Source organism: Terrihalobacillus insolitus (assembly GCF_028416575.1).
Lineage (GTDB): Bacteria > Bacillota > Bacilli > Bacillales > Amphibacillaceae > Terrihalobacillus > Terrihalobacillus insolitus.
In genome coordinates this window covers 1-23,293 of the sequence record NZ_JAMQKB010000026.1, presented here as the reverse complement: position 1 = coordinate 23,293, position 23,293 = coordinate 1, and the positions used below count along the sequence as shown (strand labels likewise).

The window sequence follows — 23,293 nt, the reverse complement described above, 5'->3', positions numbered from 1 at the left end:
GTGAATTTGCACTTCTGATGTAAGTTTGCTATAATACAACATTGTGAGTAATGAACGAGATTACTCCTTGCTCTTACTAAAGTAAGGGCCGCTAAGTCCAAAAGGAGGTGCAAACGGATGAGAAATTATGAAATTATGTACATCATCCGCCCAAACATTGAAGAAGAAGCTAAAACAGCACTTATTGAGCGTTTCAATAAGATTCTTACAGATAATGGCGCGGAAATCGAAAAAGTTGATGAAAAAGGAAAAAAACGCCTTGCATATGAAATCAATGACTTTCGTGATGGATATTATGTAATTATTAAATTCAATGGCGATGAAAACGCCATAAATGAATTCGATCGTCAAGCGAAATTCTCTGATGACATTATTCGTCACATTGCAGTTCGCGAAGATGATCAATAAGGGGGGATTCTAATGTTAAATCGTGTCGTACTTGTCGGCAGATTAACGAGGGATCCAGACTTGCGCTATACGCCAAATGGAGTAGCAGTAGCTAATTTTACAATAGCAGTTAATCGACCTTTTTCAAATCAACAAGGAAATAGAGAAGCTGATTTTATCAATTGCGTTGTATGGAGACGTGCAGCAGAAAACCTAGCAAACTTTATGAAGAAGGGAAGCTTGGTTGGCGTTGACGGTCGCCTTCAATCTCGTAGCTTTGATGGTCAGGATGGAAAAAGAGTTTTTGTTACGGAAGTAGTAGCAGACTCTGTTCAATTTCTTGATTCTAAAGGTTCTTCTTCACAAGGTGGAGGCCAACAAGGATCACCTGGGTACCAAGAAAAACAGAGTCAATCAAACAACCAAGAATTTTCTAGACAAGATGAAGAAGATCCGTTTAAAAATAACGGGGAACCTATTGATATATCGGATGACGATTTACCATTTTGATACTTAAATAAGTAAAGGAGGGACTTCCTATGGCAGCTCGTCGTGGTCGTGCAAAGCGTCGTAAGGTATGTTACTTTACAGCAAACGGAATTACACACATCGATTACAAAGACGTAGATCTACTCAGACGTTTCGTTTCCGAACGTGGAAAAATTCTTCCTCGTCGTGTAACTGGAACCTCTGCGAAATACCAACGTAAATTAACAAAAGCAATTAAACGTGCTCGTCAAATGGCTTTATTGCCATTTGTAACGGAATAGTAAAAAACCCCTTGTGTCTAGACACAAGGGGTTTTTTTACTTTAAGCTCATACTATACTAGAAATTAAATTTTTTTTATACAGTATTGAAGGCATGTAAAGCGTTTACAACTATCAATATGCGAAGAAAATAGATTGACAATTATAACGAATCTGCTATGATATAAAAAATTAATAAGTTACTTAACTATTGTGATGGAGACAGGCTTATTGTAATGAAATAAAAAGAGAGCTGGTGGTTGGTGTAAACCAGTATTTCTTACATTAAGTAGCACTTCGGAATAGACAAGTTGAATCATAAGTAGATTTGTCCGGTTCATGTCCGTTAAACATGATGCCAATGAGACTGTTTTAATCTAACAGTGAAAAAGGGTGGTACCGCGTGAGTTCACAAACTTTTCGCCCCTTACTATACGAGTAGGGGTGGGAAGTTTTTTTATCTTTTCACGGGCGAGAAGACCCCCACTTCCATTATGTGAAGGTGGGTAACACCAATAATAAGTGGGGGATGAATCGCCCCTCCGGAGGAGATAAAATTTAATTATGAAGGGAAAGGAGAATGGCGATGGGCACAAAAACGTACTTCTCTAATCGAGTCTATAAAAACAAGATAGCCATTACATATGTCAATGCCATTACGGATGTTCTTGTTAACTTCAATCGTGCCAAACATTTTGCCTTTGATACATCTACGAAAGAAAAACGTTCATGCCATAGCAAGCGAAATAAATCCATCCATCTCACCGTCAAAGAATGTTTTGGTTTGGATGACTACTATGCAAACAGTGCCGTGCAAGAAGCAAAGGCCAAACAAAAAAGCTTACAAGAGCTAAATAAATTATATAAAACGAATAAACAGGCACAGATCCAGGCGGTTAAAACGAAACAGAAGCAAGTGAAAAGTCGTCTAACAACGGTAAAGAAGATGAAGGCTTCTTTTGTCATGGGTAAGCCTACTTTCCCTAAGAACGCGAAAGAACAAAAACAAGGGGAACGCTTTGTTGTGCAGTATAGGAAGCGAACAGACATCTATGATCACCCCTATCAATTTGAACACAGTTACTTAGAACCAGAAATCAAAAGGTTCGAAGCAAGACTTGGTTTTCTAACCTTTAAACGACATAAATTGGAACAAGACTTACAACGACTCCAAACCATCATACCTAGTGTCGTCTTTGGAACAAAAAGACTATTTCAATCACAATATACAAACGACAAGTATATGGACGACCGTGATCAATGGTTGAACGAATGCAAGCAAGCCCGTTATCATACGATGACCATTTCAGGTCGGAAAGATGGTGCCTCAGGCAATTTTGTATTTCACTACCATCCAGAACACCGCACATTACACTTCAAAACATCAGAAGGCAAGGAAATAGAAATTCCAAATCTGCATTTTCCATATGGCCAAGAAAAAGTTAAGTCTGCCATTGCAACCCAAAATCAATGTAAGAATAAAAAGAAAGATGGACAACCGATCGCGTGGTCTATAGAAGACCATGGGGACTATTACATTTTCAAGTGCATCCTAACAGAAAAGGACAAGAAATATCGTAATTTTTCTAAATCGGATGGTGTCATCGGCATTGACTGCAATGTGGATCACTTTGCGATTTCCAATATAAATGGGAAGGGACAACTTGTTTCCTCTTGGGCTCAAACATTTGATATTTTCGGCAAAACTTCTGGTCAAATTACAAAAATAATCGAAGCAGAAGCCATTCAATTAGTAAACGTTGCCGAAAGGTTGAAGAAACCAATTGCCAAGGAAAAGTTAGATACAACAACATCGAAAGCTTCCAACCCTTATGGCAATAAGAAAGCGAACCTCCGTCTCTCTATGTTTGCTTACAACAAAATGACAACAGCCATTAAGGCGAGAGCTGAAAAAATCGGGATAGCAGTCTTTGAAGTGAATCCAGCCTACACCAGTCAAATTGGCAAAATAAAATATATGAAACGCTTCGGAATCTCGATTCATGAAGCAGCAAGTATGGTTATCGCAAGACGTGCAAATGGGGTTCAAAGAAAAGCTTCCACCAGTGTTGCGTGCACTAGTACCGGAGAAGATATTAGGTGCGCATCACTGGATGCAGTGGAAGTATGTAACGAAATTGTTGAAAGGGACACGTGCACATGCATTCTACCAATCAGATCTTTTTGACTTAGACAAGTTTCGTACCACAAACGAGATCTTTGCTTTAGGTGCTCTCACAGATTTAGAGCAAAAAAGTTTGTCCAAGCTGAAAAGTGGAAAAACCGTATCCTAGTTGAACGGGATACGGTCATACACAACATAAACCGTGTATGTCTATTTAACTAGAATCCCCCACTTCAACAAAAGCGAACTTTCTTTTGTAAGTGGTGGGTAGTTCAATTTTATAAGTAGTACACCTATTGTTCTGCAATTGTCACGTTTATTTTAAATACTATTTAAAGGTCAGGAAAGGAGCAAAATGTTATGTTAGCAGATCACCAGCTATTAAGAATTCCAGGGCCATCACCTATTCCTCCAAGTGTACAGAGGGCAATGGTTCAACCAATGATAGGACATAGGGGGCAAGAAGCAAAACAATTGATCCAAACGATCCGTCCTAAATTGAAGCCGATTTTCGGTACGGACCAGGATGTTGTTGTCATCACTGGCAGTGGCACGGCAGGTTTAGAAACGGCTGTTGTCAATACTGTAAAGGCAGGCGATGAAGTACTTGTTATCGTTACGGGTTCATTTGGAGATCGATTTGCGAAAATCTGCGAATCATATCAAATTCGTGTCCGTCGTTTAGATGTTGAATGGGGTAATGCCTTAGATCCAAATCAGGTGAAAGTATTACTCGAAGAAAATCCAACTATAAAGGCAGTGTTTGCAACATTCTGTGAGACATCAACAGGCGTTCTCAATCCGATTCAAGCACTCTCAGAAATGGTACACCAGTCATCTGATGCTTTACTAGTAGTAGATGGGGTGTCGTGTATTGGTGGTGTGGATACAAAAATGGATGAGTGGGGCATTGACATACTAGTAACTGGTTCACAAAAGGCTTTCATGCTGCCTGCGGGTCTAACTTTTGTTGCTGCTAGTGAACGAGCTTGGAACGTGATCGAGAATAATGAGCAATCTCGATTTTATCTAGATTTAAAAAAATACAGGGATAATCTTATAAAAGATAGCACGCCTTTTACACCAGCTTTATCGCTCCTGTTCGGGTTGGAGCAAGTGCTTCAGCTTTTTGAAGCAGAAGGGCTATCAAATGTTTATAAACGACACCAAACTATGATGGAAATGACACGCGCTGCAGCTAATGCATTAAAACTACCATTATTGACAAGTGATGTTGCGGCTTCACCTACTGTAACTGCAATACGTCCAGCTGATTTTCAAGCAGAGGATCTACGAAAGGTGTTAAAACAAGAGTTTGCCCTTTCCGTTGCTGGTGGTCAACAACATTTGAAAGGCGAAATATTTCGAATCGGGCATATGGGGTATTGCGCTCCTGCAGATATTTTACAAATCGTTGCCATACTAGAAATTGCATTAAAAAGAATCGGAAAGAACGTTCCCCTTGGTAGTGGAACTGCAGCAGCACAAGAAGTTTATTTAAAAAAGGAGGCATATTAAGTGGTTTATCAGATCTTAGTTAGTGATCCGTTAAGTGAAGATGGGATACAGCCATTGCGTAAAGCGGACGGAGTAGAAATCACAATACAAACGGCTTTGACACCAGAACAGCTCGCTGAGAAGATTCATGAATATGACGCATTACTTGTGAGAAGTCAGACACAGGTCACACGTGATCTTATAAGCAAAGCAACCAATTTAAAAGTCATTGGTCGGGCAGGTGTTGGTGTTGATAATATCGATTTAGAAGCAGCAACTGAATTTGGTGTTCTTGTTGTAAATGCGCCTGATGGAAACACAAATTCAGCAGCAGAGCACACAATGGCAATGATTATGTCCTTAGCGAGAAATATTCCTCAGGCGTTTCACGCATTAAAACATAATAAATGGGATAGAAAATCATATGTTGGAGTGGAACTCAAAAATAAAACCCTTGGTGTTGTTGGGCTAGGCAGAATTGGAGCCGAGGTGGCATTCCGTGCTAAAGGGCAACGAATGAATGTGAAAGCGTACGATCCATTTTTAACGGAAGAAAAAGCAAAGAAAATGGGAATTGGCTATGGCACGCTTGAGGAGGTATTACAAAGTGCAGATTTTATTACGGTACACACACCATTGCTAAAGGAAACAAAGCACCTTATTAATCAAAAAGCATTTGAGCAAATGAAAGATGGTGTCCAAATTGTCAATTGTGCAAGAGGTGGGATTATTGACGAGGAAGCACTTTATCAAGCAATTGTAACCAAAAAGGTTGCAGGTGCTGCATTGGACGTTTTTGAAGAAGAACCAATTACGGATCATAAACTATTAGAACTACCAGAGGTTATTGCTACACCACATCTTGGTGCTAGTACGAAAGAGGCACAAGAAAATGTAGCAATTGACGTTAGTAAGGATGTCGTTACCTTTTTAACAGGAGGGTTAGCAAGAAATCCAGTAAATCTACCTTCTGTTCCGAAAGAGGTAATGAACAAAATTGAACCATATTTCCATCTTTCTGAAAAGCTCGGAATTTTTTTAACGAACCTCACACAGGAAGCAATGGAAGAGGTCAATATTTATTATGCAGGTGATTTAACGGATGTAGAAGTTTCACCCCTCACTAGAAATACAGTTAAAGGTCTCTTAAAACGACATTTGGGTGATCATGTAAATGACGTAAATGCTACTTATTTAGCGGAAAAAAAGGGAATTACTATAAATGAACACAAAACAAGTTCTTCTAAAGGATTTACGAACCTTTTGACAGTAGAAGTAAGAACGAATTTGGGGACAAGAAGTGTTGCAGGAACATTGCTAAATGGGCTCGGTGCAAGACTTGTCAAAGTGGATGACTATAGTGTTGATGTTATTCCAGAGGGTCATATGGTGTTTGTACGTCATAAGGACCAACCAGGTGCGATCGGAAGGGTTGGAACACTCCTAGCAAAGGAGCTTGTTAATATTGCAACAATGCAGGTAGGGCGATCGAATGTGGGTGGCGATGCGATTATGATTTTGACAGTTGATAAGCATTTGGAAAAAGAGGGATTAGAACAGCTGAAACAGCTATCCGATATTTATGGTGTCACAGCAATTGATCTATAAGAGGATGTTCAAAAATCAATCAAAAAACACAGCCTTGAGAGATGGTCTGTGTTTTTTTGATTCGAAATTCATAGATAAACTATAAACACTATTGGTCTAAAATAGTAAATAGCTCTTGCAGCTGTTTTATTTCAAAATCAGGGTTTACTTCATTTCTTTCTTTATCAAAGCGATTGATCCATACGGACGGAATGCCTGCTCTCGTTGCACCAAGGATATCCGTCATGAGATTATCGCCAATCATTAGTACCTCGTCCCTTTTCAAAGAAACGGTTTCTAATCCATGCACAAAAATAGATGGATCTGGTTTTCCTTTTCCAAAATTACCAGAAATAACAATATGATCAAAGTACGTTTTTAATTTTGGGGTAATGGATAGCTTTGTATTCTGCAAACTTGGGGCTCCATTTGTTAATAACAGAAGTGTATAATTATGTTTTAGTTGATCTAACACTTCAAAAGAATCATCAAAAACAAAAGGGTGTTTTTTTCGTTCAATAGGAAAGGTTTCTGCTAAAAATTCCCCTAATTCTACATCATCTATGCCAATGTCCTTTAATCCTGCAATCCATGCATTTCTGCGATAGTCAGATACGATCGCTTTTAACTGGTTAAAGTCTTTACCATCATCGTTAAATTCACCCCATAGACCTTCAAAAGGGTTAATTCCGATCATTTGCGTGAATGGATAAGTGGGATATGTTGCATACAGTTGTCTTGCATTCTTTCTAACTGCTATTTCTAATTGATTTGGATCAATTCCAAGTTGGTCTTTGGCAATGTTGCAGGTAGCTGTGAAAGCGACTTTAACACTTTTTTGATCCCATAATAAAGTATCGTCAAGGTCAAAGAATAGAGCTTTAATCATATGTCATTCCTCCCCGTCATTAAATGAACACGCACTTTTAGAGGTTGTTCAAAAAGTCACCAAATGATAAGCGGCGCATCTCTTCGTTGGCTTGTTTTTCCGGTTCTCATGTAGGTTATGTCTACACTGCGCTCCTCAAAACTACGCCGCCTCGACCTGCTTGCTTCTAATTTGCCGACTTTTTGAACACGCACTTTTACTGTTTCATAAAAAATCGTACATGTAAATATTACATAAGTAAAGATGAAAAAAGGGTGCAAGTTTTGGATAACGAACATTGTTTGTAAAAACAGATGGACATCGTTTATAATGATCTCGTGGAATTCAAATAGAAATAGTAATAATTCACCCTATAAAAAAGCACAGCAGACGGAGCTGTGCTTTTTCTACAAACCCAATTCATGTATCCAATATAATAATTTGTTGCCGTAAACAGAAAAAAGAGGTGCTCAACCGTGAATGGATCAAGAAAAATAACAGAAGGTGCATTGTTTATTGCACTTTATTTACTATTCCTATTAATCGCATTTTATGTCCCACTAGCTGATATGGTGGCTATATTTATCTTACCTGTACCTATCATCGTGTACACCATGAGGCATGGCTGGAAGCAATCAATTGTATTGTTGTTGGGTATGCTGATCGTTTCTTCGTTATTTGCAACCGTTCTATCCATTCCGATAACTATCACGATGGGCTTGGGTGGAATCTTAATCGGAACAGGAATTAGAAGCGAGATTACTGCATATGAAACATGGGCAAGAGGTACAATTGGTTTTGTTTTAGGGATCGTATTTACAATTATTTTTTCACAGTGGATTTTTCAAGTAAACTTCGTACAAGAAATAGAGAATGTAATGGAACAATCTATTGTGATGAGTCAGAATATGATGGAACAGTTTAATCTACAATCCAATTCTGATAATGCACAAATGGTATTTGATCAAATGAGGAAAATGATCGATCTTTTACCAGTTGGCATCGTGATGGCTGCGATCGTTCTTGCATTTGTTAGTCAATGGATTAGCTACAAAGTAATAAATCGAATAGGACAACATGCTTTATATTTCCCTGCTTTTCGTCATTTTCAATTGCCAAAAGTAATTATCTGGTTTTATCTTTTAGCCATCATAGTAACTTGGTTTCAATTGGAGGATAATAGCAGTATTTATTTAGCAGCATGGAATGTGTCCAATCTTGTTGGACTGTTAATTACCATTCAAGGATTCTCCTTTGTCTTCTTTTATTCCTATACAAAGGGTTTATCAAAGGCAGTTCCAATAATTACTATTGTTATTGCTTTTCTTTTTCCGTTAATTGGACTGTATCTTGTGAGAATCTTAGGTATAATTGATGTAGGCTTTTCTTTAAGAGATCGAATTCAGCCAAAAGTAAAATAGGTGAATGATCAAAGGCGCAGAATTCGATTGTTCATGATCCCAGCTTAGTTAGGAGCTGACGAAAATATGCCAGAATTTTTTAAGAAACCAACAATGAGTAATCATCTGTGGATTATTTATGCAATATCAATTGTGTTGTTAGGGTTTATTTGGTACTACCAATGGACTCTCGGTTTGCTAATGACATTATTTTTAGGAGCTTCATTTTACTACAGTATTAAAACAGAGCAACAATTAATTAGTGAAACCGAAAGATACATTACCACCCTCTCCCATCGTGTTAAAAAGGTAGGGGAAGAGGCGTTATTAGAAATGCCGATTGGTATTGTTCTTTTTAGTGAGGAATATGTAATCGAATGGGCGAATCCATATATGAACAAATTTGCAGAGGAAGACACAATCGTAGGTCAGTCACTTAGTTTGCTATCAGATGATTTAATACCGATGATAAAGGAAAATAAATCTGAGTTGTGGCTTCATTTGGATGGGTTTGAATTCCAAACGTTAATTAAAAGAGAGGAACGATTATTATATTTTTTTGATCGAACAAAACAAACCGAGATTCAAAATTTATATCATAATGAACAAACCGTATTGGCTATTATCTTTTTAGACAATTATGAAGAAATGACACAAGCAATGGACGACACTGCTAAAAGCCAAATTAACTCGAATGTAACATCTACATTAAATAAATGGTCGAATGAATTTGGAATTTATTTAAAAAGAATCTCACAAGAACGTTTTTTAGCTGTAATGAATCAACAAATCCTCAACCAGTTAGAGAAAAATAAGTTTGAAGTTTTAGATGAGGTTAGGGAGCTAATTACAGACAAAAATGTACCGCTCACTTTGAGTATTGGAATAGGTCTAGGAGGAGCATCGTTACCTAGCTTAGGAGGTTTGGCTCAATCAAGTTTAGATCTGGCACTTGGCCGTGGTGGAGATCAAGTAGCCATCAAAGAAGAATCTGGTAAGGTTCGTTTCTATGGTGGAAAAACGAGTCCAATGGAAAAGAGAACCAGGGTACGCGCACGGGTGATTTCCCATGCATTAAAGGAACTAGTAAAAGAAAGTGATAAAGTAATCGTTATGGGCCATAAATCACCTGATATGGATTCCGTTGGTGCAGCGATTGGTGTGTTAAAAATAGCAATTGCAAATGATGTGGAAGGTTACGTCTTAATAGACAATAATGACATTGACACTGGAGTACAACGAATGATTGAGGTCATTCAGGAAAATGAAGAATTATCGTCCCATTTTATAAGCCCAGACCAAGCGTTAGATTATGTTACGAAAAATACACTGCTCGTTGTAGTGGACACTCATAAACCTTCACTAGTTGGAGAAGAAAAATTACTTACAAGGACAGACCATGTTGTTGTTATTGATCACCACCGCCGCGGCGAGGAGTTCATTGAAAGCCCAACACTTGTATACATGGAGCCATATGCTTCTTCCACTTCAGAGTTGGTTACAGAGTTACTGGAGTATCAGCCAAAAGGATTGCGTCTAAATATGCTGGAATCAACGGCATTATTAGCTGGCATTATTGTGGATACGAAAAGCTTTACATTACGCACAGGCTCCAGAACATTTGATGCAGCATCCTACTTGCGATCAAAAGGCGCAGATACTATTTTAGTGCAAAAGTTTATGAAGGAAGATCTTGATTTATATGTGAGAAGAAGTCGTTTAATTGAGAATACAACTATTTACAAAGATGAAATTGCAATATCTACCGGCGCTCAAGGTGATGTATTTGGCCCCGTTGTTATTGCTCAAGCTGCAGATACACTATTAACGATGAGTGGAATTGTTGCTTCGTTTGTCATTTCGGAGAGAAAAGATGGAAGAGTTGGGATTAGTGCTAGGTCATTAGGAGAGGTAAATGTTCAGGTCATTATGGAACAAATGAATGGTGGTGGCCATTTGACGAACGCAGCCACTCAATTAGCTGATATTACTACGATAGAAGCTGAGGAACAATTAAAGACAATTATCGATGAGTATTTAGAAGGAGGAACAAAAGAATGAAAGTGATTTTTACCCAAGACGTGAAAGGAAAAGGCAAAAAGGGCGAGGTTAAAAATGTCTCCGATGGATATGCGCGGAATTACCTTTTAAAAAACAACATAGCTATTGAAGCAAATGACGCAAATTTAAAGGCATTGAAGGCCAAAAAAAACAAGGAAAATAAGCTGGTAGAAGAAGAAGTGGAGGAAGCAAAGCGGCTTAAAGAAAAAATGGAAAGTAAGACTGTGGAAGTTAAAGCGAAATCAGGGGAAGGCGGCCGTTTATTCGGTTCCATTACGAGTAAGCAAATTGCAGAAGTGCTAAAAAAAGATTACAACATCAAAATGGATAAACGCAAAATTGAATTGGATCAACCGATACGTGCACTCGGTTACACGAATGTACCTGTTAAGATCCATCCAGAAGTAACAGGAACAATAAAAGTACACGTTTCAGAGGAATAGGAAAAAGGAGAAATGATGCATGAATGAATCTTGGAGCGAACGTATTCCACCACATAATATAGAAGCAGAACAGGCTGTAATTGGAGCGGTTTTCCTAGAACCTGAAGCACTTTCAAGAGCAAGTGAATTGCTCGTTCCAGAAGATTTTTTCCGTGCAAGTCATCAGCGAATCTTCCATGCGATGGTAACGCTCACTGACAAAGGGGAGCCGATCGATCTTGTCACTGTTACGACTGCACTATCTAATGCAAAAGTACTAGATGACGTTGGTGGGGTATCTTACCTTAGTGATCTAGCAAACTCTGTCCCAACAGCAGCAAACATAGACTACTATAGTAAAATCGTAGAAGAAAAGGCCTTGCTTCGCCGTTTAATTCGAACAGCAACAGATATCGTTACCACTGGTTATTCAAAAGAAGATGATGTAGAAGAAGCTTTAAACGAAGCAGAGAAAAATATACTAGAAGTTTCCCATCGAAAAAATGCAGGTGCATTTAAAAACATTAAAGATGTTCTGATTGAAGTGTACGATAATATAGAACAGCTTCACCATCATAATGCATCGATTACAGGTGTAGCATCCGGTTTTCGTGATCTTGACCATATAACATCAGGGTTCCAGCGAAATGACCTCATTATTATTGCGGCTCGACCTTCTGTAGGGAAAACGGCATTTGCGCTAAATATCGCTCAAAATGTGGCGATTCACACACAAGAAAATGTTGCAATCTTTAGCTTGGAAATGGGTGCGGAACAGCTCGTTTCCCGTATGCTTTGTGCGGAGGGTAACATTGATGCACAGCGACTTCGAACAGGAAACTTACAATCGGAGGACTGGGGCAAGCTAACAATGGCAATGGGCAGTTTATCTAATGCAGGAATTTTTATTGATGATACCCCGGGGATTCGTGTGAATGAGATCCGTTCCAAATGTCGTAGATTGAAGCAAGAACATGGCTTGGGTATGATTTTAATAGACTACCTTCAACTTATTCAAGGTAGTGCAAATTCGAGAGAAAACCGGCAACAGGAAGTCTCTGAGATCTCACGGTCATTAAAAGGTCTTGCTAGGGAGCTAAATGTTCCATTGATTGCGTTATCCCAATTGTCTCGTGGGGTAGAATCTCGTCAGGATAAACGACCAATGATGTCAGATCTACGGGAATCTGGAAGTATTGAACAAGATGCCGATATAGTTGGGTTTCTATATCGTGATGACTATTATGACCAAGAGTCAGAAAAACAAAACATCATAGAAATAATCATATCTAAACAACGTAATGGTCCTGTTGGAACAGTAGAATTGGCCTTTGTCAAAGAATATAACAAATTCGTTGATTTAGACCATCGTTATCAAGAAAGTGATATTCCACCAGTGGGAGCAGGTGCATAAGAAAAGGATACCAATGGGTGGTATCCTTTTCTTTTACGGGTACATTTCACGAACAAAATCAATTAATAGATTTATAATGTTCGTATATTACGTTGACACAGTCGAATCAGATTGGTAAACTAACGATAGTTAAATAATAGGTGGAGGTGCCTAAATGTCTTCAGTTGTTGTAGTAGGAACCCAGTGGGGTGACGAAGGAAAAGGAAAAATTACAGATTTTCTTTCCCAAAATGCAGAAGTTGTTGCACGGTATCAAGGTGGAAACAATGCAGGTCATACAATTAAATTTGATGGTATTACATATAAATTGCATTTAATTCCATCAGGTATTTTTTTCAAAGACAAAACATGCGTGCTTGGAAATGGTATGGTGATCGATCCAAAGGCATTATTAGATGAATTACAATATCTTCATGATAAACAGGTAAATACGGATAACTTACGAATAAGTAATCGTGCTCATATTATTTTGCCTTATCACCTTTTATTGGATGAACTTCAGGAAGAGGAAAAAGGTGCGAATAAAATAGGAACTACGAGAAAAGGTATAGGACCTGCCTACATGGATAAAGCAGCAAGAGTTGGAATACGAATTGCTGATCTGTTAGACAAGGAAACGTTTAAAGAAAAGTTAGAACAAAATTTAAAAGCAAAGAATCGATTGCTGGAGAAGGTTTATGAAACACTGCCAATGAAAGCAGAAGATATATTGGAAGAATATTATGAGTATGGTCAACAGATCGCCAAATATGTTTGTGATACTTCGGTTGTCCTCAATAATGCTTTGGATGAAGGACGTCGTGTTTTATTTGAGGGCGCTCAGGGAGTCATGCTTGACATTGACCAAGGAACCTATCCATTTGTCACTTCTTCCAATCCAATTGCAGGGGGCGTCACAATAGGATCTGGTGTTGGACCATCAAAAATAAACCATGTGGTCGGCGTCTCAAAAGCGTATACAACACGAGTTGGTGACGGCCCTTTTCCAACTGAATTAAACAATGAAACTGGTGATACGATTAGAGAAGTAGGGAATGAATATGGGACAACTACTGGAAGACCAAGGAGAGTAGGTTGGTTTGATAGTGTCGTTGTTCGTCATGCACGTCGTGTAAGTGGGATTACAGATCTATCCCTAAACTCCATTGATGTTCTGACAGGAATCCCCACATTGAAAATTTGTGTTGCCTATAAGTATAAAGGAGAAGTAATGGATGAATTTCCAGCTAACCTGAAAGTACTTGCAGAGTGCGAACCAGTTTATGAAGAATTACCAGGCTGGACGGAGGACATTACGGAGAAACGCAGCTTGCATGAGCTACCAGAAAATGCACGCCATTATTTAGAACGCATCTCCCAGTTGACTGGTATTCCATTGTCTGTCTTTTCTGTTGGTCCAGATCGTTCTCAAACAAATGTCGTACGAAGTGTTTACAGCTAAAGTTCCCGTAATGCATTATAAAGCGCCGTGATTAGTTTAAATCTGGCGCTTTTTCTATACCATCAAAAGAGGATTTTTCAACAAAAAATGCTATTTTTCTTAAAAAACTAGGAAGAAACGACCCCTCCTTTCGAAGCATGTGCGTAACAAATTTGTAACAAACATGTAATAATTCGCTTAAAAAGTGCATTATTACGCAAAAAATAAAAAGGAACAACACATAAAAAGGGTATTTTTGGCACCTATTATACAAGTTTGTTACATTGTATCTAAAACTATTTAATTATATATAGTAGGTGTGGTAGATTGTTAGAAGGTAATAAATGATTATGTTGATGGAAGTTATAGGAGGACTGGAGTCGTGGTGAAAAACAAGCAATATCGTAGTACTGTCCCGTTATATCCAGAAAATAAACCAAAGCCTAATAGTTTAATAAAGAAAACGGCAATCATAACTTGCTTGGGATTAACGCTTACATTTGGTGTTGTAAACGCGGAAAATGAAGAGCTTACAACCGTATATCATGTTTACGTTGATGGCAAGTATACAGGTACAGTCGACCAAAAGAATGTTGTCGAGCAGCTAGTGGAACGCACTATTAAGGAAAGTCAAGATAAATTGAAAGATTATTCGTTAGCTGTCGGTGAAAATATTTCTTATGTACCTGAAAAAACGTTTGATCCTTCTTATAACAACAGTAGGGCAGTGGATACATTAGAAGACCAATTGTCCGTAGTGGTAAACGCTTATGCATTAACAGTTGGTGATAAGGTTGTCGGTTACTTTAAAGATAAAGAAACAGCGGAAAAAGTGATTAGGAACTATAAAGCAAAATTTGTCGACCCTGAAATTTTAACCAAATTAGAAAAAGATAAACAAAATCAAAAGAATCAAGAAAATCAAGTTCCAACGAATGAACAACAACTATCCGTTGGAGATTCTATTATCAAGGACGTTACATTATCTGAAGATATTACATTTTCTAAAGATAAAGCATTGCCAAAAGATATTCTAACAGAAAAAGAAGGCATGAAACTCTTAGAAAAAGGTACTTTAGAGGATGAGATACATAAGGTTAAAGAAGGAGATGTACTAGGAGGAATTGCTGCTAAGTATAATTTAGACATCGAAACCATCCTAAAACTGAACCCCGATTTAACAGAAGAATCTCTTTTACAAATAGGTCAAGAAATTAATGTTACAGATTATAAACCATTTCTTGATGTATTCGTGAAACAAGAAGAGCTAGTAGAAGAAGAGATTAGCTATGAAACGGAAGTTGTCTCATCTGATGACATGTTCAAAGGTGAAACAAAAGTGAGGCAAGAAGGACAAGAAGGATCCAAGTTGGTTCAATATGCTATTGAAAAGAAAAATGGTCAAATTGTTTCTAAAGAAATAATCGAAGAAAAAACAACAAAAGAACCGGTTAAAAAAATCGTCGTTAAAGGAACAAAAGTAGCACCTTCACGGGGCTCAGGACAATTTACTTCTCCAACTTATGGAGGAATTATAACAAGTCCATATGGTTCACGTTGGGGATCCTTTCACAAAGGGCTAGACATCTCTGGTGTGAGCAATCGCACCATTAAGGCGATTGATAACGGTGTGGTTGTATCAGCTGGTTGGAACTCTGGTGGATATGGATATATGGTCATTGTTGATCATGGAAATGGCTATAGATCATTATATGCACACATGGCCTCTGTAAGCGTGAAACCTGGGCAAACGATCACAAGAGGAAGTCAAGTTGGGGTCATGGGGTCTACAGGTAATTCGACTGGCGTACACTTGCACATTGAAGTAACAAAAAATGGTGCTACTGTTAACCCTTCAAATTTATTTTAATAGTAATTTGTAAAAAAACCCTTATCATAAATTATGATAAGGGTTTTTAAAGGTAATAAAGCCAAAAATTTAGTTCAAAAAGACTTTTTGTAAAAAGTACGGTAGAATATGAACAAAGAGATGTAAAAGGATGTGAGGTTGTTGAGTCAAAAAATACTTGTTGTTGATGATGAAAAACCAATTGCCGATATATTAAAGTTCAACCTTGAAAAAGAGGGCTATGAAGTAATTTGTGCGTATGATGGGGATGAAGCGATACATCTTACAGATAAAGAGAATCCAGACCTTTTACTATTAGATATTATGTTACCGAACAAAGATGGAAATGAGGTTTGCCGGGAGATCCGAAAGCATCACTCCATGCCAATTATTATGATTACTGCAAAGGATTCCGAAATAGATAAAGTATTAGGACTTGAACTTGGTGCAGACGATTATGTTACAAAGCCCTTTAGTAATCGAGAAGTGATTGCTAGAGTGAAAGCAAACCTTAGGAGGCAGCAGCAAGTTCCAGGAGATCAAGCAAGAGCCAACAAGGACATAAAGATTGGGAGCCTCGTGATCCACCCAGATGCATATACGGTTACTAGAGATGGGAAACAAGTAGAATTGACACATCGGGAATTTGAATTACTTCATTATTTGGCCCGTCATATTGGCCAAGTCATGACCCGAGAGCATTTATTGGAAACGGTTTGGGGCTATGATTATTATGGAGATGTGCGTACTGTTGACGTTACTGTTCGAAGATTGCGTGAGAAAATCGAGGAAAATCCAAGCAATCCCGTATGGATCGTTACTAGAAGAGGTGTCGGTTATTATTTGCGTAACCCAAAACAGGAGTAGTGTGTTATGAGAAAGGTTCGTTTTTTTCAGTCGATACGATTGAAGATTATTTTAATTTATATTCTCCTTATTCTAATTGCGATACAGGTGATTGGGGCTTATTTTGCTCAGGAACTTGAGAAAGAATTAAGGGATAATTTTGTTCAGTCTATTGATGACCGTGTGCAGTTATTAACTTATCAATTAGAACAAACCTTTGCATTAGATCGGGATGAAGAAAAAGGATCGACGCTTGCGCAAGATGTGCAAAATATACTTTCTTATTTTGACGATATATCCGATATACAAGTAATCGATAATCAAAACCGTGTACTTGGTACGAATAACTTTTCAGACGATAGTAAAATCGGGAAAAGAATAACAGCAGAATCCAGAGTGACGCGCGTTTTTAAATTTGGACAAACGTCTAAAAATTTCTTATTAGATCCCTATACTGGAAGACGTATGTACGTTAGAACGGTACCCATTTATAAAGATAACGACGTGGTTGGTGCCGTTTATTTACAGGCATCAATGGAAGGTGTTTTTACTCAACTGGAACAAATCAATCAAATCTTTGCAAACGGGACGCTGATCGCTATTTCTATTTCTGCACTAATCGGTGTATTGATTGCTCGTACGATTACGAAACCAATTACGGAAATGAGAAAGCAAGCACAAATTATGTCAACAGGGGATTTTTCTCAAAAGGTGAACGTATATGGTACAGATGAAATTGGTCAGTTAGCGGTTACTTTTAATGAAATGAATGATAAGTTACGACAAGCACATGCAACAACAGAAGGTGAGCGACGAAAGCTAAGCTCGATCCTTTCGCATATGTCAGATGGGGTCATCGCAACAGATGAAACGGGTGCGATTACACTAATGAATAATCCTGCGGTCGACTTGATCAGAAAAAGCTTTGAGGATGTAAAAGGGAAACAATTAATCGATGTATTGCATCTCCATGAACGAGATATTGATTTAACGGAATTACAAGAAACAGGTTCCATTATTATCGACTTTAGCGAAGATGATGCATTTTTTCTAATAAGAGCAAACTTTTCTATCATTCTTGGCGAGAATGAAAAGACAACAGGGTTCATTACGGTTATTAGTGATGTTACCGAACAGGAGAAGGTTGAACGAGAAAGAAAAGAATTTGTATCTAATGTTTCACATGAACTTCGGACACCATTAACAACGATGCGAAGTTATTTAGAGGCGCTGTCTGACGGTGCATGGAAAGATAATGAGATTGCACCAAAATTTCTAGAAGTTACCCAAAATGAAACAGAACGGATGATTCGTTTAGTGAATGATCTATTGCAACTTTCTAAAATGGATAACAAGGATTATACACTATACAAGGAAAGGGTAAACTTTATTTCCTATTTCCATCATATTATTGATCGATTTGAAATGAATAAACCAGAAGATATTGTATTAGATAGGCAACTTCCTAAAAATGATGTGTTTGTTTGGCTAGATAAAGACAAGATGACCCAAGTATTAGACAATATCATTTCTAATGCAATGAAGTATTCCCCAGAAGGAGGCACCATTACCTTCCATCTAAAAAAAGAAAAACAGAAGTTACTCATTAGTGTGTCTGATGAAGGAATGGGAATATCTCATGAAAAACTTGACAAGGTCTTTGATCGTTTCTATCGAGCGGATAAGGCTAGGTCAAGAAAGCTTGGAGGCACTGGGTTAGGTCTGGCGATCGCCAAAGAACTAGTGGAGGCACATGAGGGTAAAATATGGGCAAAAAGTAAAGAAGGTAAAGGGACGACAATTCTCTTTACACTTCCGCTTATCCAAAAGAAGCGGAGGGGAGTGTCATGAAACTAGAAACCGTTAAATCATTTGTTTTGCTAGGATTGGTCGGCTTAAGTTTACTTCTCACACTCGCAATTTGGACTTATCAGCCTAAGTATGAAACATTAGATGAAAGAAGTTACATTAACGATACGAAATTAAACGGTAAAGAGGAAGCGATAAAAACAATCATTGAGCCGTTGGCAATCATGTTCCACTACAATGATGCTGATTATGGTTTTAAAAGTAAAAGTGAAGAAAAAAAGCTATATCAAGCAATGCAGGAGTGGTCACTGTATGAGTTTAACCAACAGTCAGGTGAAGGTGTTCCAGATACAAAGGAAAAAGTAGAGGTGATTTTCCCTGAAATGCTTCCTACTGAAGTAATTGGCAGTCTTTTTAAAGTAGAAAACAGTGATTCTTTACCAAATGGTTCATTTGATCGGATTTATATTTTACTAAATGACCAAACAAATATAGAGATCCAATTTTATAATACGTCAAGCGATCAGAAGGTAGTTGCCAATATTCAAAGAACAAATGTCTATGACCAGCTTAAGGAATATATGGGAGATGATACATTATTAAAACCATATCTGGTATATGAAAATAATAGTGATATTCCGATATATTATCCACAGGGTGAAATAGAGATGTTTCGATCAACGATTCAAGCAAGACAAATTGACCAAGAACCATTAAAAAATGCTTTATTTATTGATCCGACCTTGGTAAAACAAAACCCATTAGGTGATGGAGCAATATCCTACAATGATACGACAAGGCAAATGAAAATATCTCCTAATGGTAAAAGTATGGAGTTTACGAACCCATCAAATACTGAAGATTTTCAAATGGCGCCAATCCAAGTGATCACCGCTAGTCTTGATTTTGTAAATGATCACAAAGGTTGGACAGATGAGTATAATTTTTTTGAAATGAGTCAAAACCAAATTACTTACCGCCTATTTTATAATGGTATGCCCGTTTTTGATTCCAATCGTCTTGGTGATTTAACAACGATTCAATTGCGAAATCAAGATGAATTCCAATACAATAGACCGATGTTTAGTTTAAAAACACGTGTTGGGAGTAAAGAAGGGATTGAAGAGTTAGACTCTGATGATGTTTCAGAGTTTCTAGCTAAAACAAACACTAATGTTCAGGGGATTACCATCGGTTATAAAATATCCGAACAGCCATATAATATTTTTTCTTTAGAGCCCGCTTGGTATATTAAAACGAATAACAAATGGAAGGAACTTGATGAGTTGGTAATCAAAAAAGGAGGCAGAGAAGATGCTTTGGGGACAAGTTAAAACACTATTTATTCTCTGCTTTCTAATTTTAGACCTGTTTTTAATTCAGCAATTTCTAGAGAAAAAAGAATCACAAACGGACATAGGGCTTCTATCAGATCCAAAGATTGAAGAATCATTAGAGGATAATGTAACCTTTAGTGATAAAATCTCAAAGGAGTCGTTACAGCAAACGTTAAAGGAAACTTATATTTCGGCTGAACGGAAATCCTTTTCTGCTGATGAAATTGCAGCCATATTGAACAAAGACAAAGAGAATCAAACGATCACCATAAAGGATGAACAAACAATTATATCGACATTTCAAGAGCCTGTACCTACTAATCCTACAGCATCAGAAGATGAACTCGTAAAAACAGTCAAAAGTAATGTTAATTTTGGAGATAAGTATGCCTTTTGGGATCGATATGAGGTGGAGGATGGACCAGATACACTCATTTTTTTCCAAACTTATCAGGATCGTCTTATCTATTATAATGAAGGCGGAACTCTGCTCGTTCACGTAAATGACAACAATGAAATCTTAGGATATGCCCAAACCTTGCTAACAGAGGTCGAAAAAACAGGGGAAACAGAAGAGCTCATGGAAGCATACCAAGCAGTTACGACGCTTTTTAACCAAAACGAAATACAGTATGGGGATGAAATAACAAATGTATCGATTGGTTATCACACGCTAATCGACAACGGGGAACAAATATTTGCGCCAACATGGAGAATCTCAGTTAATAGTGAAAGTAGCCATTTTGTGAATGCGTTTGAAGGTTATTCATTTTCAACGGATGATGAAAATTTTGTGAAAAAAGCGGAATCAAAACTATTTAACACAAGTGACACAACAACAAAGTGGAGTGGGGAAGAATGAATTTATCCTTTAGTGTACTTGCCTCAGGCAGTACTGGGAATGCCTTTTTTATCGGAACAGAAAATGAAAAAATATTGGTGGACGCCGGATTAAGCGGAAAAGAATTAGATCGCTTATTTTCTGAAATTGGAATGAATCCAAATACTCTGTCTCGAATACTTGTGACACATGAACACAGTGACCATATCAAAGGATTAGGTGTTTTTGCACGTAAGTATAATCTGCCTATTTATGCTAACGAAAAGACCTGGAATGCAATGGAGGGGTCCATTGGGAAGCTAACACTTGATCAAAAATTCATATTTGGTTTGGAAAAAACCAACACATTTGGTGATATAGATGTAGAATCCTTTGGTGTTTCGCACGATGCCGCCGAGCCGATGTTTTTTACCTTTTATCATGGTGGAAAAAAGGTTGCGCTTATTACAGATCTTGGTTATGTGTCCGATCGAATTAAAAAGACAGTTGAGGATGCAGATGCCTATATTTTTGAATCGAATCACGACGTTTCGATGTTAAGGATGGGTAGATATCCTTGGAATGTGAAACGTCGAATCTTAGGTGATTCAGGACATGTATCGAATGAAGATTGTGCACTTGCTTTAAGTGAAATAATTGGAAACAAAACGAAACGTATTTATTTAGCCCATCTTAGTAAAGATAACAATATGAAAGATTTGGCTCGTATGTCTGTAGAAAGCGTCTTAAACGAGAGAGGATTTTCGATCGGACAAGATGTGGAGCTACATGATACGGATCCAAAGAGACCTACACCAATTTACGAGGTTGTTTGAATAAAATACTATTCACATGACTGTGCTGTGTGTAGAAAGGACTGATCATAATTGGGCTATTATGATGATCATCATAATCAAAAAAGGAGAAAGAATAAGCGGACAGGATGGCTATTACCTTCTATTATTGGTGGAATTGTCGGCGCTGTTATGATGCTTTTACTACTTCCTAGCTTTAACCAATCTGACTTTTCCCCTTTTGGATCAACTGAACAACAGGGTAATGCAGATGACGAACAAAATGATGTTGCAGGAAATAATCCCTCCACAAAAAACATGAATGTAAACATCACGACGCAAATAACGGACGTTGTAGAACAAGTAGCACCTGCAGTCGTTGGTGTTGTATCCATTCAACAGCAATCGAATTTTTGGGGACAACAAGAATCTGGCCAAGGTGGGACAGGTTCTGGTGTCATATACAAAGTAGAAAACGGCAAAGCTTACGTTGTCACAAACCAACACGTTATCAGTGGTTCGGACGAGATCGAAGTAGTTCTATCCGATGGAATGCACGTTAAATCTACATTACTTGGAAGTGATCTTTTTACCGATCTAGCTGTTTTGGAATTAAACGTAACAGGGAATGAAAAGGTCATAGAGATGGGAAAATCAGATAATGTTAAGGTTGGCGAGCCAGTAATAGCAATAGGAAGTCCCCTTGGCTTAAGATTTTCTGGATCTGTCACACAAGGAGTAATTAGTGGGAAGCAACGGGCAATACCACAGGATTTTGACAAGGATGGACGATCCGATTGGCAAGCAGAAGTGATTCAAACCGATGCGGCAATTAACCCAGGTAACAGTGGTGGTGCCTTAATTAACATGAATGGAGAGTTAATTGGTATAAACTCCATGAAAATCGCACAATCATCTGTTGAAGGGATCGGCTTTTCTATCCCAATCGATAATGCAAAGCCGATCATTCAACAACTGGAAACCAAAGGCGAAGTGATAAGACCATACATGGGTGTAGAAGTATATTCACTAGAGGATATTCCAAAGGCTGAGTGGGAACGAACCCTTCAATTACCGGAAGAAGTTAAAGGTGGCGTTTATTTGTGGACAGTAGAGCCAATGACACCAGCAGCACAAGCAGGACTAAGACGCTTAGACGTCATCACCCACATGGACGGCGAGCAAATTGGTAATGTTATTGATTTAAGAAAACATCTGTATGAAGAAAAAGTGGTAGGAGACGAGATGGAAATAACCTATTATCGCGACGGTCAGAAACAAACCACCACATTAACATTAACGTCTCAAAAATAAGATAAAAAAGGCTGTATCTCATGTAGATGCAGTCTTTTTTATTTAGGTTTGAAAAGTAGTCTTATTTTTATAATTGCTGGGGTCTTTACTTGTTTTACTCTGAAGCATGTTAGTCTTTTTCTGAACATGTGAGTCCGCTAAACCAGGGAAATAAAGCCTAATTGTGAAAATAAGGGCCTCTCAGTCCGCGTGGAATTTTAAGCGGACTCACAGGCCGTTATTTAGCAGAGATCCGAGGTTTTGGAAGGTTTAGCGGACTGAGAGGCCGTTAATTGCCAAAAATCCAGCCATAAAAAGGTCAATTAGAGCAAATAGCGTCCTGTGAGTCCGCTAAACCAAGAAAATCAAGCCTTTTTGTGAAAATAAGGGCCTCTCAGTCCGTATTGAGTTTTAAGCGGACTCACAGGCCGTTATTTAGCAGAAATCCGAGGTTTTGGAAGGTTTAGCGGACTGAGAGGCCGTTAATTGCCAAAAAACCAGCCATAAAAAGGTCAATTAGAGCAAATAGCGTCCTGTGAGTCCGCTAAACCAAGAAAATCAAGCCTTTTTGTGAAAATAAGGGCCTCTCAGTCCGCATAGAATTTTTAAGCGGACT

At 38.0% G+C, this 23,293-nt stretch carries 19 protein-coding genes and 1 other annotated feature; of the genes, 18 read left to right on the top strand and 1 reads right to left on the bottom strand.

The window, feature by feature from the left end:
- Positions 1–117 precede the first annotated feature (117 nt).
- The 6 genes from rpsF to serA all read left to right on the top strand — a co-directional run bounded on the left by rpsF (position 118) and on the right by serA (position 6,365).
- Positions 118–408 carry a 30S ribosomal protein S6 gene (gene rpsF / locus NC797_RS15920; RefSeq protein WP_272437808.1) on the top strand — a complete coding sequence of 97 codons (291 nt, stop codon included), beginning with the start codon at positions 118–120 and terminating at the stop codon, positions 406–408.
- 12 nt (positions 409–420) lie between these two features.
- Positions 421–897, top strand: a complete 477-nt coding sequence (gene ssb / locus NC797_RS15915; protein ID WP_272437807.1) for a single-stranded DNA-binding protein — start codon at positions 421–423, stop codon at positions 895–897.
- A 29-nt stretch (positions 898–926) separates the two neighbouring features.
- The gene (rpsR, locus tag NC797_RS15910; RefSeq protein WP_272437806.1) at positions 927–1,157 is read left to right on the top strand and encodes a 30S ribosomal protein S18; all 231 of its coding nucleotides are present in this window, start codon (positions 927–929) and stop codon (positions 1,155–1,157) included.
- 182 nt (positions 1,158–1,339) lie between these two features.
- Positions 1,340–1,566, top strand: a binding site (T-box leader).
- Between the two features lie 155 nt (positions 1,567–1,721).
- Positions 1,722–3,323: an IS200/IS605 family accessory protein TnpB-related protein gene (locus NC797_RS15905; protein ID WP_272437805.1), complete on the top strand. Its 1,602-nt coding sequence runs from the start codon at positions 1,722–1,724 to the stop codon at positions 3,321–3,323.
- Between the two features lie 297 nt (positions 3,324–3,620).
- Positions 3,621–4,778: a pyridoxal-phosphate-dependent aminotransferase family protein gene (locus tag NC797_RS15900; RefSeq protein WP_272437804.1), complete on the top strand. Its 1,158-nt coding sequence runs from the start codon at positions 3,621–3,623 to the stop codon at positions 4,776–4,778.
- A complete protein-coding gene (gene serA / locus NC797_RS15895; protein WP_272437803.1) occupies positions 4,779–6,365 on the top strand; it encodes a phosphoglycerate dehydrogenase in 1,587 nt (528 codons plus the stop codon). It abuts the gene before it with no gap.
- Positions 6,366–6,453: 88 nt separating this feature from the next.
- Here the strand turns inward: serA and NC797_RS15890 are convergent, their stop codons facing one another.
- Positions 6,454–7,233, bottom strand: a complete 780-nt coding sequence (locus NC797_RS15890) for an HAD family hydrolase (protein WP_272437802.1) — start codon at positions 7,231–7,233, stop codon at positions 6,454–6,456.
- 455 nt (positions 7,234–7,688) lie between these two features.
- Between NC797_RS15890 and NC797_RS15885 the strand changes: the two genes are divergently transcribed.
- The 12 genes from NC797_RS15885 (at position 7,689) to NC797_RS15830 (ending at position 22,698) form a co-directional block, all read left to right on the top strand.
- Positions 7,689–8,633: a YybS family protein gene (locus tag NC797_RS15885; protein ID WP_272437801.1), complete on the top strand. Its 945-nt coding sequence runs from the start codon at positions 7,689–7,691 to the stop codon at positions 8,631–8,633.
- 66 nt (positions 8,634–8,699) lie between these two features.
- Positions 8,700–10,673, top strand: coding sequence for a DHH family phosphoesterase (locus NC797_RS15880; protein ID WP_272437800.1), 1,974 nt, complete (start codon positions 8,700–8,702; stop codon positions 10,671–10,673).
- Complete coding sequence (gene rplI / locus NC797_RS15875) at positions 10,670–11,116, top strand: 50S ribosomal protein L9 (RefSeq protein WP_272437798.1); 447 nt, start codon at positions 10,670–10,672, stop codon at positions 11,114–11,116. The genes NC797_RS15880 and rplI overlap by 4 nt, the downstream gene beginning before the upstream one ends.
- 19 nt (positions 11,117–11,135) lie before the next feature.
- Positions 11,136–12,509, top strand: coding sequence for a replicative DNA helicase (gene dnaB, locus NC797_RS15870; protein WP_272437797.1), 1,374 nt, complete (start codon positions 11,136–11,138; stop codon positions 12,507–12,509).
- A 154-nt stretch (positions 12,510–12,663) separates the two neighbouring features.
- On the top strand, positions 12,664–13,950 hold the full coding sequence (locus NC797_RS15865) for an adenylosuccinate synthase (protein WP_272437796.1): 1,287 nt from the start codon (positions 12,664–12,666) through the stop codon (positions 13,948–13,950).
- A gap of 361 nt (positions 13,951–14,311) precedes the next feature.
- A complete protein-coding gene (locus NC797_RS15860; RefSeq protein WP_272437795.1) occupies positions 14,312–15,799 on the top strand; it encodes a M23 family metallopeptidase in 1,488 nt (495 codons plus the stop codon).
- A gap of 141 nt (positions 15,800–15,940) precedes the next feature.
- Complete coding sequence (gene yycF, locus NC797_RS15855; RefSeq protein WP_272437794.1) at positions 15,941–16,645, top strand: response regulator YycF; 705 nt, start codon at positions 15,941–15,943, stop codon at positions 16,643–16,645.
- A 6-nt stretch (positions 16,646–16,651) separates the two neighbouring features.
- Positions 16,652–18,475 (top strand): cell wall metabolism sensor histidine kinase WalK, encoded by a 1,824-nt coding sequence (walK, locus tag NC797_RS15850; RefSeq protein WP_272437793.1) that lies wholly within the window; start codon positions 16,652–16,654, stop codon positions 18,473–18,475.
- Positions 18,472–19,767 carry a YycH family regulatory protein gene (locus NC797_RS15845; RefSeq protein ID WP_272437792.1) on the top strand — a complete coding sequence of 432 codons (1,296 nt, stop codon included), beginning with the start codon at positions 18,472–18,474 and terminating at the stop codon, positions 19,765–19,767. The genes walK and NC797_RS15845 overlap by 4 nt, the downstream gene beginning before the upstream one ends.
- Positions 19,748–20,632, top strand: coding sequence for a two-component system regulatory protein YycI (locus tag NC797_RS15840; RefSeq protein ID WP_272437791.1), 885 nt, complete (start codon positions 19,748–19,750; stop codon positions 20,630–20,632). The genes NC797_RS15845 and NC797_RS15840 overlap by 20 nt, the downstream gene beginning before the upstream one ends.
- Positions 20,629–21,426 (top strand): MBL fold metallo-hydrolase, encoded by a 798-nt coding sequence (locus tag NC797_RS15835; RefSeq protein WP_272437790.1) that lies wholly within the window; start codon positions 20,629–20,631, stop codon positions 21,424–21,426. Before NC797_RS15840 ends, NC797_RS15835 begins: the two co-directional genes overlap by 4 nt.
- A 51-nt stretch (positions 21,427–21,477) precedes the next feature.
- Positions 21,478–22,698, top strand: coding sequence for a S1C family serine protease (locus tag NC797_RS15830; protein WP_272437789.1), 1,221 nt, complete (start codon positions 21,478–21,480; stop codon positions 22,696–22,698).
- Positions 22,699–23,293 lie beyond the last annotated feature (595 nt).